General features: G+C 61.2%; 14 protein-coding genes. 9 read left to right on the forward strand and 5 right to left on the reverse strand.

Features of this window, described 5'->3' with window-relative positions:
* Positions 1-256: 256 nt before the first annotated feature.
* Positions 257-1,585 carry a hypothetical protein gene (locus GRI65_RS03795; RefSeq protein ID WP_160755170.1) on the forward strand — a complete coding sequence of 443 codons (1,329 nt, stop codon included), beginning with the start codon at positions 257-259 and terminating at the stop codon, positions 1,583-1,585.
* A 79-nt stretch (positions 1,586-1,664) separates the two neighbouring features.
* On the opposite strand, the gene GRI65_RS03800 is transcribed toward GRI65_RS03795, so the two are convergent.
* Together GRI65_RS03800 and GRI65_RS03805 are read right to left on the reverse strand one after the other, a co-directional pair.
* Entirely contained in the window at positions 1,665-2,390 is a 726-nt protein-coding gene (locus GRI65_RS03800; RefSeq protein WP_160755171.1) for an NYN domain-containing protein, read from the reverse strand.
* A gap of 41 nt (positions 2,391-2,431) precedes the next feature.
* Positions 2,432-3,073, reverse strand: coding sequence for a carbonic anhydrase (locus GRI65_RS03805; RefSeq protein WP_160755172.1), 642 nt, complete (start codon positions 3,071-3,073; stop codon positions 2,432-2,434).
* Between the two features lie 190 nt (positions 3,074-3,263).
* Between GRI65_RS03805 and lipA the strand changes: the two genes are divergently transcribed.
* Together lipA and GRI65_RS03815 are read left to right on the forward strand one after the other, a co-directional pair.
* Positions 3,264-4,220 carry a lipoyl synthase gene (lipA, locus tag GRI65_RS03810; RefSeq protein ID WP_160755173.1) on the forward strand — a complete coding sequence of 319 codons (957 nt, stop codon included), beginning with the start codon at positions 3,264-3,266 and terminating at the stop codon, positions 4,218-4,220.
* The gene (locus tag GRI65_RS03815; RefSeq protein ID WP_160755174.1) at positions 4,220-4,681 is read left to right on the forward strand and encodes a type II toxin-antitoxin system RatA family toxin; all 462 of its coding nucleotides are present in this window, start codon (positions 4,220-4,222) and stop codon (positions 4,679-4,681) included. Before lipA ends, GRI65_RS03815 begins: the two co-directional genes overlap by 1 nt.
* Here GRI65_RS03815 and GRI65_RS03820 read toward each other — a convergent pair.
* Genes GRI65_RS03820 through GRI65_RS03830 form a run of 3 tightly spaced genes read right to left on the reverse strand, consistent with a single transcriptional unit; the run spans position 4,642 to position 6,865 of the window.
* Positions 4,642-5,142, reverse strand: a complete 501-nt coding sequence (locus GRI65_RS03820; protein WP_160755175.1) for a CinA family protein — start codon at positions 5,140-5,142, stop codon at positions 4,642-4,644. The two genes, GRI65_RS03815 and GRI65_RS03820, sit on opposite strands and share 40 nt — an antisense overlap.
* Positions 5,139-5,687 carry a hypothetical protein gene (locus GRI65_RS03825; RefSeq protein WP_160755176.1) on the reverse strand — a complete coding sequence of 183 codons (549 nt, stop codon included), beginning with the start codon at positions 5,685-5,687 and terminating at the stop codon, positions 5,139-5,141. Before GRI65_RS03825 ends, GRI65_RS03820 begins: the two co-directional genes overlap by 4 nt.
* Positions 5,684-6,865 (reverse strand): bifunctional 2-C-methyl-D-erythritol 4-phosphate cytidylyltransferase/2-C-methyl-D-erythritol 2,4-cyclodiphosphate synthase, encoded by a 1,182-nt coding sequence (locus GRI65_RS03830; protein WP_160755177.1) that lies wholly within the window; start codon positions 6,863-6,865, stop codon positions 5,684-5,686. The genes GRI65_RS03825 and GRI65_RS03830 overlap by 4 nt, the downstream gene beginning before the upstream one ends.
* Positions 6,866-6,941: 76 nt before the next feature.
* Here GRI65_RS03830 and dusB point away from each other — a divergent pair, with 76 nt between their 5' ends.
* The 6 genes from dusB (at position 6,942) to hfq (ending at position 14,939) form a co-directional block, all read left to right on the forward strand.
* Positions 6,942-7,958: a tRNA dihydrouridine synthase DusB gene (dusB, locus tag GRI65_RS03835; RefSeq protein WP_160755178.1), complete on the forward strand. Its 1,017-nt coding sequence runs from the start codon at positions 6,942-6,944 to the stop codon at positions 7,956-7,958.
* The gene (locus GRI65_RS03840) at positions 7,955-9,046 is read left to right on the forward strand and encodes a two-component system sensor histidine kinase NtrB (protein ID WP_332872590.1); all 1,092 of its coding nucleotides are present in this window, start codon (positions 7,955-7,957) and stop codon (positions 9,044-9,046) included. The genes dusB and GRI65_RS03840 overlap by 4 nt, the downstream gene beginning before the upstream one ends.
* An 11-nt stretch (positions 9,047-9,057) precedes the next feature.
* The gene (locus tag GRI65_RS03845; RefSeq protein WP_160755179.1) at positions 9,058-10,473 is read left to right on the forward strand and encodes a sigma 54-interacting transcriptional regulator; all 1,416 of its coding nucleotides are present in this window, start codon (positions 9,058-9,060) and stop codon (positions 10,471-10,473) included.
* Positions 10,474-10,609: 136 nt separating this feature from the next.
* Positions 10,610-12,811, forward strand: a complete 2,202-nt coding sequence (locus tag GRI65_RS03850; RefSeq protein WP_232843903.1) for a sensor histidine kinase — start codon at positions 10,610-10,612, stop codon at positions 12,809-12,811.
* 22 nt (positions 12,812-12,833) lie between these two features.
* The gene (gene ntrX / locus GRI65_RS03855) at positions 12,834-14,219 is read left to right on the forward strand and encodes a nitrogen assimilation response regulator NtrX (protein WP_160755181.1); all 1,386 of its coding nucleotides are present in this window, start codon (positions 12,834-12,836) and stop codon (positions 14,217-14,219) included.
* A 165-nt stretch (positions 14,220-14,384) separates the two neighbouring features.
* Positions 14,385-14,939: an RNA chaperone Hfq gene (gene hfq / locus GRI65_RS03860; protein WP_160755182.1), complete on the forward strand. Its 555-nt coding sequence runs from the start codon at positions 14,385-14,387 to the stop codon at positions 14,937-14,939.
* The last annotated feature ends 13 nt before the right edge of the window (positions 14,940-14,952 follow it).

Consider the following 14,952-nt stretch of genomic DNA (forward strand, 5'->3'; position numbering starts at 1 on the left):
GGACAAGATAGGCCATCACAGCCGTTACCGCCACTAAAACAGGCCCAGGTGGGCCGGAATCGGGCAGGTTTTCCACATTTGTCTGGTATTGGGCGCGTTTGCGGTCCGGCACCGCGTCTTATCGCGTGTTCAATCACGGTTCAGGCCGATGGATGCAAAAGGTTTGCAATAGGGGACACGCCGGAACTACTGCGGTCCCCGTTCGTTTTTCTGGCCCAACAGCGCCGTTTAATCCAACCCCCCGGGAGATACCCAGATGCTTAATTACACCCGCAATCGAACCGCGCGCGTCAAGCGCACCGGATCCACCGTCGCATTGGGAATTGCCCTGGCTTGCGGCGGCGTTCTCGGCGTGACTGCGCTCGAAGCTCCTGCATTTGCGCAGAAGAAATCCAAGAAGGACGAGGCACCGAAAAACAATTATTCGAAGGCGTTTGTCGCTGCTTACTCGCCGGTCAACGACTTGTTGCAGGCTGAACCGAAAGACAACGCGGCCATCGCAGCGGGAATTCCCACGGTCCTGGCCGCGGTCGAAACACCCGATGACAAGTTCGCAGCGGGGAACATGCTGTATTCCTTCGGCCGGACCAGCACCGACACGGCGATGCAGCGCAAGGGTCTCGACATGATGATCGAGAGCGGCAAGGTGCCCGCCGAATCGCTCGCGGATTACAACTTCACGGCCGGCCAGCTGGCGTACCAGGCAAAGGATTGGGCCACCGCACGCACCCGGCTACAGGCTGCAGTCGACGCGGGCCTGACATCGAGCAATCCCCAGGCGATCATCGCCGAAACCTACTTCAGTCAGGATATGTATGAAGAAGGGCTGAAGTATCTTGCGGACGAGATCAACAAGCGCGTAGCCGCGGGCGAAGAAGTCGATCCGGTTTGGCTGAAGCGTGGAATTACCGTCGCCTACAACAACAATTTTGCGGAATCGGCGGGTGCCTTTGCCCGCATGAACGCGAAAATGTTCCCGGCGAAGGATAGCTGGGGCGATGCCATCGCGATCCAGCGCAATTTTAATGAATTCGATGCGCAGGAAACGCTCGATCTTTTGCGTCTCGCAAAACGGACCGGTAGTCTGCGCAGTGAGCGTGACTATGTCGATTATATCGAAGTTGCCGATGCCCGCCGTCTGCCGGGCGAGGTCGTGGCAGCCGTCGATCAGGGTACGTCCGCCGGGCTCGTTAATTCCAGCGACGTGTTCATTGCCGAAAGCCTGAGCACCGCCAAGTCGCGGCTTAACGCCGACCAGGCCGACCTGCCTGCGCTTGAGCGTGATGCTCGCAAGGCCAGTTCGACTGCCGTGACCGCGGCTGCAGCCGGCGACGCCTTCCTGAGCTACGGCAAGGCTGCGCAGGCGGAGGAAATGTACACGATTGCGCTGGGGAAGACCGGCACCGATATGCCGCGTGTCCTGACCCGTCTGGGGATTGCCCAGGTCGACCAGGGCAAGACCGAGGAAGCCAAGGCGACATTTGCCAAGGTTACCGGCAACCGTGAACCCATCGCCAAGCTCTGGTCGGTCTACGCCGAACAGAAGGCTTCGGGGACACCGGTTGAAACCGCGGCGGCAATGTAACGCCTATCGACCTTCAAAGAAAAAGGGGCGCGAACTTCGGTTCGCGCCCCTTTTTCGTGCGTCCGGCTCGAAATGCAGGTCAGCGTAGCCGCTTGACGTAGATCTGCTTGTCGTCGCGCCGTTCCACCTTGAAGTTGTCGAGCGCTTCGAACAGTTCGGACAAGCTTTTGAAACCATGGTTGCGGACATCGAAGCTGGAACGGTTCCCGGCGATCTGGCCAACCTGTTGCAGCTTTGCGAACCCGGCATCATCCCGTTTGGCTTCCTTGTAGGCGGCGCCAATCAGCTCGAGCAGGTCATTGTCGACCGGCGTAGACTTCTCGCGCTTGGACTTGCCGTTGGGTATCTCGTCCAGGGCATTTCCGGCAATCAGCTTCTCGACCTCGATGAAGCGGGTGCAGACAGAACGGAACGCCTGCGGTGTTTTGGTGCCGCCGAAGCCATAGACGATGATTCCATCCTGCCGCAGCCGGGTAACCAATGGCGTAAAATCGCTGTCCGATGTCATGATTCCGAACCCGTCGACCTTGCCCTGGTTGAGCAGGTCGATGGCGTCGATCGTCATCGCCATGTCGGTCGCGTTCTTGCCTTTCGACACGTCGAACTGCTGCTGCGGGCGGATGCCGAACTTGTTGGTGATGGTGTCCCAGTTTACCAAGGCCTGCTTGGCAAAGTTGCCATAGGCGCGGCGCACGTTGACCTGGCCGAGTTCCGCCATCACGGTCAGCACGGGATCGATACCCCGCGGATCGACGTTGTCCGCATCGATCAGCAAGGCGATGTTCTTCAGAGTTTCATGTGACATGGGGAACGAAATACAGCGGCAAACGGGTTGCGCAAGTGATATCAGTCCGCCGGTTTGAACGCCCCGGTCACTTCGTCGAGAACATGAAGAACGCCTTCCGAAATCGCGAAAAAGCTGCCGTGCAGCGTCAGTTCGCCGGAACGTTCCTTCTGCCGGACGCAGGGAAACGTCCGTAGGTTCGCAAGGCTGACTTGAACCGCCGCATGCTCCATCGCACGCTCGGCCTCGCGCGTTTCGGTTCCGTATTTCTCGGCGACCGGGCCGCGCGCTTCATCCAGCAATCCGATCCAGCTGGAAATAAACCCGCCTTCTCCGGGTGCCGACCCGAGCATTTCCTGCGTCAGAGCCGCTTTCGTTCCCCCGCACATGCCGTGGCCCATCACTATGATGTGCTCCACCTTCAACACCTGGACCGCGAATTCCAGCGCCGCCGATACGCCGTGGAGACCGGGAGTGGTCTCGAACGGGGGAACCAGCGCGGCGACATTGCGGACCACGAAGATCTCACCGGGATCGACGTCGAATATCTGCGAGGGATCAACGCGGCTGTCGGAACAGGCGATAATCAGGAACTTGGGGGATTGTCCCTGCGCGACCAAATGATCGAAGCGTTCGCGCTGCTTCGGATATCCATCCTTGCGGAACCTGCGATACCCGTCGAGCAAATGGACGAAATCAGACATTGGCAATGGGTCTCCGTTGTTGAGCCTCGCGCCCCGATCATATTCGCGGGCTGCGCGCTCCTGACTGTCGGGCTGCTAGCGGCGTTCAAATCGCTATGCAATCCCGTTGGACCGGCTGATCGGATACCGTAGCGGCGCGGAATTGGCGCGGTGTCTTGCGGCTTGGTGGCAGGGAGCCTAAATGGCCCCTATGAACGATCTCTCCCCCGCTCCGAACGAAGTTGCCGCTCCTGCCGAAGACCGTCCGCTGCGCGTGCGAAAGCCGGACTGGATCCGGGTGAAGGCACCGGTCAGCAAGGGATATCACGAAACCCGCAAGCTGATGCGCGACCTCAACCTCAACACCGTGTGCGAGGAAGCGGCCTGCCCGAATATCGGTGAATGCTGGACCAAGAAACACGCCACCGTCATGATTCTCGGCGATGTCTGCACGCGGGCTTGTGCATTCTGCAACGTGAAGACCGGCATGCCGCGCATCGTCGATCCGTTGGAGCCGGAACATACTGCCGCCGCCGCGGCGAAGTTAGGGCTCGAGCATATCGTGATCACCTCGGTCGACCGCGACGATCTGCCGGATGGCGGGGCAGGGCAGTTCGTCAAGGTCATCCAGGCCCTGCGTCGCGAGACGCCGAACACCACAATCGAAATCCTGACGCCGGATTTCCGCGGCAAGATGCGCCCCGCTGTCGAGGCGATTTGTGAAGCCGGGCCAGATGTTTACAACCATAACCTAGAAACGGTACCGCGCCTGTATCCGACGATCCGGCCCGGCGCGCGTTATTACGCATCGCTCCGTCTGCTCGAAGAAGTTAAGCACCATGATCCGATGATCTTCACAAAATCGGGGATCATGCTGGGGCTCGGTGAACAGCGGCTCGAAGTCCACCAGGTGATGGACGACATGCGCACTGCGGACATCGACTTCATGACGATGGGCCAATATCTGCAGCCTACCCCGAAGCACGCCAAGGTCGAAGATTTCGTAACCCCCAAGGCTTTCGATGCGTTCGGCGCGATTGCGCGCGCGAAGGGCTTCCTGCAGGTCGCGTCCACTCCGCTGACCCGGTCGAGTTATCACGCTGGCGATGATTTCGCCCAGATGCGCGCGGCGCGCGAGGCGAAGCTGGCAAAAACGAAGATCGGCTGATGCCCGGTATCCGTGAAACCCGAGTGCTGCCCTACAGCCGCGAACAGATGTTCGACCTCGTCGCGGACGTCGGGCGGTATGAAGAATTCCTGCCGTGGGTAATCGCCACGCGGGTCCGGTCGAACAGCGACACGGAAATGACCGCGGACATGGTCGTGGGTTTCAAGAGCCTACGCGAGAGTTTCACATCCCGGATCACCAAGCAGCGGCCCGAATTCATCGATGTGCAATATGTCGACGGTCCGCTCCGCGATCTCGATAACCGCTGGCATTTCGAACCGCTGCCGGACGGCAGTTGCAAGATCGATTTTGCGGTTGATTTCACGTTCAAGAACCGGATGTTCGAGGCTCTGGCCGGCCAGTATTGCGACCGTGCGTTTCGCAAGATGGTCGCTGCGTTCGAAGACCGTGCGAGGGAGCTTTACGGCAGCAGCAGTTCCAGCGCGCAGACGGTCGCCTGAAAACGTACTTCGGCGCGGCTACTGCCGTCAAACACCCTGAGCTCGCCTTCCGGATCGCCGGTACTGTTGCGAACTGCCCGCGCGAATACGACCGTGCCGACTGGCTTCTTTTCCGTTCCGCCGCCCGGTCCGGCCACGCCGCTGATGGCGACCGCGACATCCGCGTTGCTGTGCTGGAGTGCGCCGTTGGCCATCGCCCAAACACAGGCGATCGAAACCGCGCCGAAAGTATCGATGATGTCGCTTGAAACGCCAAGCATCTCGGTTTTTGCTTCGTTGGAATAGGTTACGAAACCCCGGTCGAGGACGGCCGAAGAGCCGGGAATCTCTGTCAGCGCAGCGGCCACCAACCCGCCGGTGCAGCTTTCGGCGATAGTGACGGTTCGCCCCGCAGCGGCGTTTTCCTCGACAACGCGCCGGGCGAGGTCATCGATTTCCTTGGGAAGCAGGGATTGCCTCATGGCTGCCTGCTCTCGCAGATCGGCGGTTGTTTGACGCCGACTATCTGCGCCAGGAATACCGCCAGCCCGCCCATGTTTTCCGGTGGCAATGGAGCCAGCATGGACACACCCTGTTCGATATTGCGGCAATCCTTGAGCGGAATTTTCTTCGAAATTTCCTGCTGGATCATCGCATCGACGAATGGCCGCATCGATTCAGCGGGCAGGGATGAAACCATGTTCAGCATTTCGGTGTCGACCGACTTCGCGCCGGTCGCGGCGTAACCAAGCAGGAACCGGCGCGCACCGGGCCATGCCGATGCCTGCCGGGCTGTATAGGATGCCGTCAGCTGCGCACCTTGTTTCTTGAGGTATCCGTTTGCCGGCAGGGAAGCCGCGCATTTGGCCTGTAGTGCATTGATGGCCGATGGCATGGCATAGACCACCGCATCGGCGAGATCGGCTTTGCGGACACATGCCGGCGCAGTGGTTTGCGCCGCCGCAACCTGTGATCCCGTCAACGCCAGCAGCGCGCTGGAGAATGCCAGTGTTTTCATGCTTTTCATCGTTCGAACTTCCTGTCTGTTGCCACTACAGTTGCAATTGCCTGCGCGGCGATACCTTCTTCACGCCCGGCGAATCCCAACTTTTCGGTTGTGGTGGCCTTCACATTAACCCGGCTGGTATCAACGCCCAGAAGCTCTGCCAGTTTCTGCCGCATGGCGGCGCGGTGTGGACCGATCTTCGGCGCTTCGCAGACAATCGTCAAATCGACATTGCTGATCCGGAACCCGGCGGCCGCCACGAGATGCGCCGCATGTTCGACGAACTGGGCCGAGTTGGCTCCCTTCCACTGCGGATCGCTGGGCGGGAAATGCTGGCCGATATCGCCTTCACCAATCGCGCCCAGCAGGGCATCGACGACGGCGTGTAGCGCCACGTCGGCATCGCTGTGGCCGGCAAGGCCGCGGTCATGCGCGATCAACAATCCGCCGAGCCACAATTCCTCGCCAGCGGCCAGCCGGTGAACGTCGTAGCCCATCCCGGTACGGATATCGGGCAGGTCGGTCATGAAATCCTCCGCAAATGTGAGCTTCCTGAGCACTTCGTCCCCGGTGACATGGGCGACTTCATAGCCCGAAGCCGCAGCGACTTGCGCATCGTCCCCTGCAGCGTGATCGGCGTTCCAGGCTCGGTGGGCTGCCAGGATATCGGCAAAGCGGAACGCTTGCGGGGTCTGCACGCGGCGCAATTGATCGCGATCTGCAGAGCCCGACATCAACCCATTCGCATCGACCGAAAGACTGTCCACAACGGGAAGAACCGGAATGGCGCCCGAAAAATCGGTCAAAGCACCGAGCAGCCGTTCGATGACATCCACCGGTATATGGGGACGCGCGGCATCGTGGATCAGGACAAACTCGGGCGCCTCGCCCTCCAGCGAAGCCAAGGCGTTGGCGACCGAGGCCTGCCGTGTATCGCCGCCGGTCACCAACCGCACATGGGCAATCCCCGAAAGCGCTGCCGCCGCGACGTCGTCGGCATCTTCAGGAATCGCCACGACAATCAGCCGGGCGCCGGCCGCCGCCAGCGCTTCTACCGAATGGCGCAGCACGGGCTTACCGTGCCAGACAGCGAATTGCTTGGGGAGGGGCTGTCCCGCGCGTAGGCCCTGTCCGGCTGCAACGATTACCGCCGCGAAACCGCCTTTGCCCGCCGTGTTGGGGATAGGACCGTCAGTCATCGCATCGGGCGCTAGCGGCTTGCGCCCGATGCCGCAATGCACTATGCGCTGCCCAAATTTTAGGCACATGTTTCCGATGAGTAACCTTCCATCCCCACCGGCGCTCAAGCCGATCCACATTGGTCCGATCGCGATCGACTGTCCGGTCGTGCTCGCCCCGATGACCGGAGTTACCGACTTGCCATTCCGAGCGTTGGTGCGGCGTTACGGGTCAGGCCTCAACGTGACCGAGATGGTCGCCAGCCAGGCGATGATCCGCGAAACGCGCCAATCGCTGCAGAAGGTCGCATGGCACAGCATCGAGGAACCGGTCTCGATGCAGTTGGTCGGGTGCGATCCAGTCTCCATGGGCGAGGCGGCGAAGCTTAACGCAGACCGTGGTGCGGCGATCATCGACATCAACTTCGGCTGTCCGGTGCGCAAGGTCACCAACGGGCTCGCCGGTTCGGCCTTGATGCGTGAAGTTCCGCTGGCGACCAAGCTGATGGAAGCCACGGTCAAGGCAGTATCGGTGCCGGTTACCGTCAAGATGCGGATGGGCTGGGACCACGACAGCCTCAACGCGCCGGAGCTCGCCCGGATTGCCGAAGATATCGGGGTCAAGATGATCACCGTCCACGGCCGCACGCGCAACCAGATGTACAAGGGTTCCGCCGACTGGAGCTTTATCCGCAGGGTCAAGGATGCGGTGTCCATCCCGGTTATCGTCAACGGCGACATCTGCGGGATAGAAGATACTGCCGCTGCGCTGGAGCAGTCCGGTGCCGACGGGGTGATGATCGGGCGGGGCGCCTACGGGAAACCGTGGCTGCTGGGGCAAGTCATGCATTGGCTCCGGACCGGAGAGGCGCTGCCAAGCCCCGATTACGACGAGCAATTTTCGGTGCTGATCGAGCATTACCGCGGGATGCTCGACCTCTACGGCACGGACGTAGGCGTTAAGGTCGCGCGCAAGCACCTGGGGTGGTACACCAAGGGGATGCACGGGTCCGCGGAGTTCCGCAACCAGGTGAATTTCGTGGACGACCCGAACCAGGTGATCGGGGAACTCGAGCGGTTCTACACTCCGTTCATGCGCCGCCGCGCAGCGTGATCGAACCGCCGGTGTCCATCGGACGTCCTGTCAAATCGGCGCCGCACCCACCCGCGCACACCCAGCTCGCTGGCCTGATCTTCTCGGTCCTGCTGCTCGACCGGGACCTGTGCATTGCGGAAGCAAACCCGGCTGCGGAAGCGCTGCTGGGCCGTAGCAGCAAGCGGCTGATCGGGATCAAGATTACCGATCTTGTCGATTTCGGGACGGTTGGTGTCCAGGAACGGTTGGTGGTCGAGGATCATCAATTGGTTGCGCGGGGTGTCGCGGCAATTGTCGGCGGCGAGCGCATGCGTTTCAACATGACGGTCTCGCCGATGCCAACTCATCCCGGGTGGAAGGTGATGTCACTTTCGGACGGCAGCCGGGACGATGTTTCGGGTGAGGGCGAGAAGGAAAGCATCCTCGGCGCCCCGGCTGTGCTGGCCCATGAAATCAAGAACCCGCTGGCGGCGATTCGCGGCGCGGGACAATTGCTGGCCCGGCGAGTCGACGAGAAGGATCGCCCGCTGGCCGCGATGATCTCCGACGAGGTTGACCGGATCGCACGGCTCGTAGACCGGATGCAGAAACTCGGCAGCAACACGCCGGACCCGGTCGCACCGTTCAATCTCCACGAAGCTGTGCGAAACGCCATGGCCACCGTGCGGGCGGGCGCTCCGCAGAACGTGACCCTGAGCGAGGAATTCGATCCGTCGCTGCCCAAAGTCCTGGCCAGCCAGGATGCGTTGGAACAGGTGATGATCAACCTGCTGTCCAACGCTTGCGATGCGTGTTCGGGACTGGAAAGCGGGGAAATCACGGTCAAGACCCGCTTCGTCAGCGGCCTTGCGATGAGCGCGATCCGTCTTGGGCGCTCCGTCCGGGTGCCGATCGAAATAACCGTGATCGACAATGGACCCGGCGTCGATCCCAAGCTCGCCGACCGGATGTTCGAACCCTTCGTCACCGCGAAAAAGGGCGGGCAGGGCCTCGGCCTCGCGCTGGTCAAGAAATTGCTCGCCGATATGGATGGCCGCATCGGGTACAGCCGGGACGACCGGTCAGGGCAGACCCATTTCCGGATCAACCTACCGGTATCGAAATAGAGGTGGCCAACGTGCGCGGACACATCCTTCTGGTGGAAGACGACAGCGCCATCGCCACCGTGGTTACGGCCGCGCTTGAGGATGAAGGCTTCGAGGTTACCACCTCCGACAGCATTGTAGGGCGGGACCGCCACCTGTCGGTACAGCGCTTCGACGCGATGCTCACCGATGTCATGCTCACCGATGGCGACGGGATCGACGGCCTCGCTGACGTGCGCGCGAGCCATCCGGAGATGCCGGTGATCATCTTGTCCGCGCAGAATACCCTCGATACCGCCATCCGCGCGAGCGACACCGGCGCCTTTGAATATTTCCCCAAGCCGTTTGATCTGGACGAACTGGTCCGCGCAGTGGAACAGGCGACCGGCGTACGCACGACCCGCGACGACGGGCCGGTTGAACCCGGTGAAGGCCTGCCGCTGGTCGGGAGAAGCCAGGCGATGCAGGGCGTCTTCCGGATGATTACCCGGGTATTGCGCAACGACCTGACGGTCCTGATCCTCGGCGAATCCGGCACCGGCAAGGAACTGGTGGCCGATGCGATCCATCAGCTAGGGCACCGCAAGACCGGGCCTTTCATCGCGGTGAACGCCGCCGCGATCCCGGGCGAACTGATCGAAAGCGAGCTTTTCGGCCACGAAAAGGGCGCTTTCACGGGTGCGGTGAACCAAGCGATCGGGAAGTTCGAGCAAGCCAACGGCGGCACTCTGTTTCTCGACGAGATCGGCGACATGCCCGCCGATGCCCAGACCCGGCTGCTCAGGGCGTTGCAATCGGGACGGATCCGCCGCGTTGGCGGACGCCAGGAAATATCCGTCGACGTGCGGATCATCGCTGCTACCAACCGCGACCTTAACCCGATGATTGCTGCAGGGACTTTCCGGGAGGATTTATTTTACCGGCTCAACGTCGTCCCGATCCAGCTTCCGCCGCTGCGCGACCGGGTGGACGATATCGGCGCACTGGCAAGGCATTTCCTGCGGTTGGCCGCAAACGAAGGGCTGCCCATGCGTCAATTGGACGATGCCGCGATCGCCATGCTCGAACGTCAGCCATGGCGCGGCAATGTTCGCGAACTGCAGAACACCGTCTACCGCCTGGCGCTGATGGCGCGCGATGAATTGATCGACACGGAGACAATTTCTGCTGTCCTGGGCGAAGCGTTGCGGGTTCGGGGAAGCGTTACCGAGGATGACAGCTTCGCCGCCGCGCTCGACAATTGGCTGGCGGTGCACGGTCAGGCGAGCGGAAAGCTGTACCAGCAATCGCTGGCTGCCTTTGAGAAGCCGCTGTTTGAACACGCACTGCGACAGACTGCCGGAAACCAGTTGCGCGCTGCGGAACTTCTCGGGATCAATCGCAACACACTGCGCAAGCGCCTGGTGGAACTGGTCATCGATCCGGAGCGGTTTTCTTCCGCAAGATGAGCGCGGGGCGCCAGCATTTATCGGATGCATTACCCCGTTGGACGCAAAATGACTTGCATAAATGCAACACTATCGTTGTAACAATACCACGATGAACAGCGCGTCCCCTCCCATCCAACGCCGGACTCCCCGATGGATGCGTCGCTTCGTCGTGGCGTCACGCCGCGCCAATTTCTACATGATACTCGAGATAATCGCCGGCCTTGCGTTCGCCGGCATGGTTGCCGCGACCTACTACAGCTTCAGCAGCGCGCCGGAGGGCGGGCAATTGCTGCCCTCGGCACAGGTCGCGTCGTTGCTCATCGGGACTTTGATCCCCGCAATCGCGCTGGTCGTGCTGGTGGGCCGCCGATTGGCAATCCGGCGCGCCGCCGGCAGCACCGCGCGGCTGCACGTCCGCCTGGTGTTCTTCTTTTCCATGGTGGCGGCGATCCCGACCTTGCTGGTGGCGGGTTTCGCCGCCTTCCTGTTCCAGTCGGGCGTCGATTTCTGGTTTTCGGACGATTCCCGCGGGTTGATGCAGAACGCCAACGCACTGGCGGAAAATTACTACGAACAGAACCAGCTCGAAGTCGCTAACGAGACGGTCGCGATGGCCAGTGACATGCGGTACTGGCTGGAGCAGCGGACACTGGCCGACAGCGGGTTTGCGGACTTTTACAGATATCAAGCTCAGGGCCGCGACCTGAACGAGTCGGCGATCTTGCAGGAATTGCCGGACGGCACCCTTCGCACCGCTGCTCTGTTCGACCTTCCCGCTGACAACCAGCCGCAGAACTTGCAGTCCGATGTTTTCGAACGGGTACGCGGAGGCGAATCGGTCGTGGTGATTGGCGGGCCTGCCCGGATCGAGGCGGTGTCCGCGATCGACCGGGACAGCGGGATATATCTCTACAACGCCCGGAATTCCGAGGCCCAGTCGTTCATCTCCTTCGAAAATGCCAAGAACATCGCGTCCGCCTACGAGCTGCTGACCAACCGGGCGAGGGCGCTCCAGCTGCGTTTCAACCTTGCGCTGTTCTTCGTCTCGATCATCCTGGTAATGGTTGCGGTGTGGTTCGCGCTGCGCTTCGCCGACCGCCAGGTCGAACCGCTGACCGAACTGGTCGGCGCCGCGAGAAAGGTCGGCGCGGGTAATTTCTCGCTCCGGGTGGACGGCCGGACGGGCAATGACGAGATCGGGCAGCTCAACCGGGCCTTCAACCGGATGACCGCCCAGATCGAGCAGCAGACCGATGCGCTGGTGCGGGCCAACAGCCAGCTCGATGCCCGGCGCGCGTTCATGGAAACGGTGCTCGAATCGGTCACCGCCGGGATCATCTCGATCAGCCCCGATGGCCAGGTTATGCTGATGAACAGCCTCGCCCAGCAATTGCTGCTCGGGGAGCGCGGCCCGACCCCGCTGCAACTGCCGCTGGAAACCTTGTCGCCGCAGATAGCCGCGCTCGCCGCGTCCGGCCTGCCAAGCGGGATCGTCAATTACAACAAGGGCGGCGATCTGCTGACGCTGGCGGTGAAGGTGGCCGCCGCGCCCGAAGGCCAGGTGATCACGTTCGAGGATATCACCCGGCAGCTGCTCGACCAGCGGCAGGCGGCATGGTCCGACGTCGCGCGCCGGATTGCGCATGAAATCAAGAACCCGCTCACGCCCATCCAGCTGGCAACGGAGCGCCTCAAGCGGCGCTACCGCAAGCAGATCGAGCTGGACGGGGAGTTGTTCGATGAATTGACCAACACGATCGTTCGCCAGGTCGGCGCTTTGCGTAACATGGTCGATGAATTCTCGTCCTTCGCACGGCTCCCGAAGCCGGTTTTCCGCGAAGAAAACGCGGTCGACCTGGTACGGCAGTCTCTGTTCCTGCAGGAAGTCGCGCATCCCGGCATCAATTTCAGCGTCGACATGGCGGAAGAAGGCCCGATCGTGATCGCCTGTGACCGTCACCAGATAGGCCAGGCGATGACCAACGTCATGAAAAACGCGGTCGAAGCGGTGGAAGCGCGCGCCAGCAACGCCGAACCCGACTACCGCGGTGCCATCCGTGTCAGGATCGCCGCGACGGACGGCGGCCTGATGGTCAGCGTCGAGGATAACGGCGTCGGATTGCCGCACGACCAGGACAGCATTGTCGAGCCCTATGTCACCACTCGTGAGAAGGGGACCGGACTTGGGCTGGCGATCGTCAACAAAATCGTGGAGGAACATGGCGGGGACATGACCTTCGCGGCTGCCGAAGGCGGCGGGACCAAGGTGACGCTTCGCTTCGCCCGCAACCCGATCGCGGTAGTGAGAAACAATCCGGGGGCACAAAGCATGTTGGGCAGCGGTACCGCCGGATGACCCAGGGAAAGGCAAATGCGCAATGGCGCTAGATATCCTCGTAGTTGATGACGAACGCGATATTCGCGACCTCGTTTCGGGTGTGCTCAGTGATGAAGGTTACGAATGCCGCACTGCGGCAGACAGCACGGCGGCGCTCGCGGCTATCGACGAGCGCCGACCCAGTCTGGTCCTGCTTGACGTGTGGCTGCATGGCAGCGCGATGGACGGGCTTGAAGTGCTCGATGCGATCAAAGCGCGCGAACCCGAATTGCCGGTGATAATCTTCTCCGGACACGGTAATATCGACACCGCTGTATCCGCGGTCAGCCGCGGGGCGATGGATTTCATCGAAAAGCCGTTCGAAGCGGAACGCTTGCTGCTGCTGGTCGACCGGGCGACCGAAACCGAGCGGCTCCGGCGTGAGAACACCCGGCTGCGCCAGGGCTTTACCCACGGCGAGGAATTCACCGGGAATTCGGTCATCATCAACCAGGTCCGGGCAACCCTGAAGCGGGTGGCGGGCACGGGAAGCCGGGTGTTGATTACAGGACCCGCGGGCGCGGGCAAGGAAGTGGCCGCGCGCCTGCTGCATAGTTGGAGCACTCGCAGCGAGAGCGCCTTCGTCATCGTGAATTCCGCCCGGATAACGCCGGAACGCTTCGAACAGGAATTGTTCGGCGAGGAAGCCGATGGCAAGCTGGTCCGGCCGGGGCTGTTGGAACTGGCCGATGGCGGGACGCTGTATCTCGACGAGGTAGCCGATATGCCCCTGTCGACCCAGGCGCGGATCCTGCGCGTGTTGACGGAACAGAGCTTCGTCCGCGTCGGCGGCAGTCGTCAGATCGGGGTGGACGTGCGGGTCGTTTCATCCACTTCGCGCGACCTCCAGTTCGAAATGGAACAGAAGAACTTCCGCGAAGACCTGTTCTACCGTCTGAATGTAGTGCCTATTTCGATCCCGTCGTTGGCTGAACGGCGAGACGACATCCCTGCGCTGGCGGACCATTTTTTTACCCGCTATGCGGCGGAACAGGGCATCGTAGCCCCAGACCTGACCGAGGAATCGATGGCGGCGCTGCAAGCTTATGACTGGCCGGGAAATGTCCGCCAGCTGCGCAATGTGGTAGAGCGGACGGTGATCCTGACCCCGCGCGAACGGCTCGACGCGGTGGAGCCCGACATGCTGCCCAGCGAAGTGATTGGCAGCAAGCTGGGCGGCACAACCGGCATTTCGGCCCTGATGGGCATCCCCTTGAGGGAAGCGCGCGAAAGCTTCGAACGAGAATATCTAAGCATCCAGATCCGACGTTTTTCGGGCAATATTTCCAAGACGGCCAGCTTCATCGGCATGGAACGCTCGGCCCTGCACCGTAAGTTGAAGCTGCTGGGTATGGGCGAGCGCAACGCTGATGAACGGAAGGTCTGAAACCGGTTCGAACTGCATAATTCGGTTCGCCATTACGAATAGATTTGCGTACATTTTCTCGTTAGAGTTATAATCGGGTGAAACTATCGGCCCCCATCCTCGTTAAGAGGCAGGTGGACCAGATCGCGAACCGTGAAAGCGGTCGCCAAAAAAAGGTGACAGAAAATGTCAGAAGGACGTACGTTATCTGCCCGGCCGAAGCCGGAACCTGCGCCCAAGGCGGCAACCGATCCGGCGAAGAAGGGCAAGCAAACCAGCCTGCAGGATGCGTTCCTGAACCTGCTGCGCAAAAACAAGACACCGGTGACGATGTTCTTGGTCAAAGGCGTCAAGCTGCAGGGCATCATCACCTGGTTTGATAATTTCTCGATCCTGCTCCGGCGCGACGGCGAATCTCAGCTGGTTTACAAGCACGCCGTTTCAACCTTGATGCCGGGTCAGGCCATCGACGTCGGCCAGTTCGACAGCGCTGACAACCAGCGCAAGCAGCGCCTGTTACAGGATGTATTCCTGTCCCGCGTGAGCGAAGCCGAGGCGCAGGTTACGATGTTCCTCGTAAACGGGGTGATGCTGCAGGGCCGCATTGCCGCTTATGATCTTTTTTGCATGCTGCTCGAGCGGGACGGTTTCGTCCAGTTGGCTTACAAGCATGCGGTTTCAACCATTCAGCCGACGACGCATGTTGATCTGTCGGATGATTGGGAAGGTGACAACGACTGAGCTTTTCCGATGA

The organism is Allopontixanthobacter sediminis, from assembly GCF_009828115.1.
Classification (GTDB): domain Bacteria; phylum Pseudomonadota; class Alphaproteobacteria; order Sphingomonadales; family Sphingomonadaceae; genus Allopontixanthobacter; species Allopontixanthobacter sediminis.

Excerpts from the sequence above, each read along its gene's own strand:
- GRI65_RS03795 (WP_160755170.1), top strand. The coding sequence starts at position 257 with ATGCTTAATTACACCCGCAATCGAACCGCGCGCGTCAAGCGCACCGGA.
- GRI65_RS03800 (WP_160755171.1), bottom strand. The coding sequence starts at position 2,390 with ATGTCACATGAAACTCTGAAGAACATCGCCTTGCTGATCGATGCGGAC.
- GRI65_RS03805 (WP_160755172.1), bottom strand. The coding sequence starts at position 3,073 with ATGTCTGATTTCGTCCATTTGCTCGACGGGTATCGCAGGTTCCGCAAG.
- lipA (WP_160755173.1), top strand. The coding sequence starts at position 3,264 with ATGAACGATCTCTCCCCCGCTCCGAACGAAGTTGCCGCTCCTGCCGAA.
- GRI65_RS03815 (WP_160755174.1), top strand. The coding sequence starts at position 4,220 with ATGCCCGGTATCCGTGAAACCCGAGTGCTGCCCTACAGCCGCGAACAG.
- GRI65_RS03820 (WP_160755175.1), bottom strand. The coding sequence starts at position 5,142 with ATGAGGCAATCCCTGCTTCCCAAGGAAATCGATGACCTCGCCCGGCGC.
- GRI65_RS03825 (WP_160755176.1), bottom strand. The coding sequence starts at position 5,687 with ATGAAAAGCATGAAAACACTGGCATTCTCCAGCGCGCTGCTGGCGTTG.
- GRI65_RS03830 (WP_160755177.1), bottom strand. The coding sequence starts at position 6,865 with ATGACTGACGGTCCTATCCCCAACACGGCGGGCAAAGGCGGTTTCGCG.
- dusB (WP_160755178.1), top strand. The coding sequence starts at position 6,942 with ATGAGTAACCTTCCATCCCCACCGGCGCTCAAGCCGATCCACATTGGT.
- GRI65_RS03850 (WP_232843903.1), top strand. The coding sequence starts at position 10,610 with ATGCGTCGCTTCGTCGTGGCGTCACGCCGCGCCAATTTCTACATGATA.
- ntrX (WP_160755181.1), top strand. The coding sequence starts at position 12,834 with ATGGCGCTAGATATCCTCGTAGTTGATGACGAACGCGATATTCGCGAC.
- hfq (WP_160755182.1), top strand. The coding sequence starts at position 14,385 with ATGTCAGAAGGACGTACGTTATCTGCCCGGCCGAAGCCGGAACCTGCG.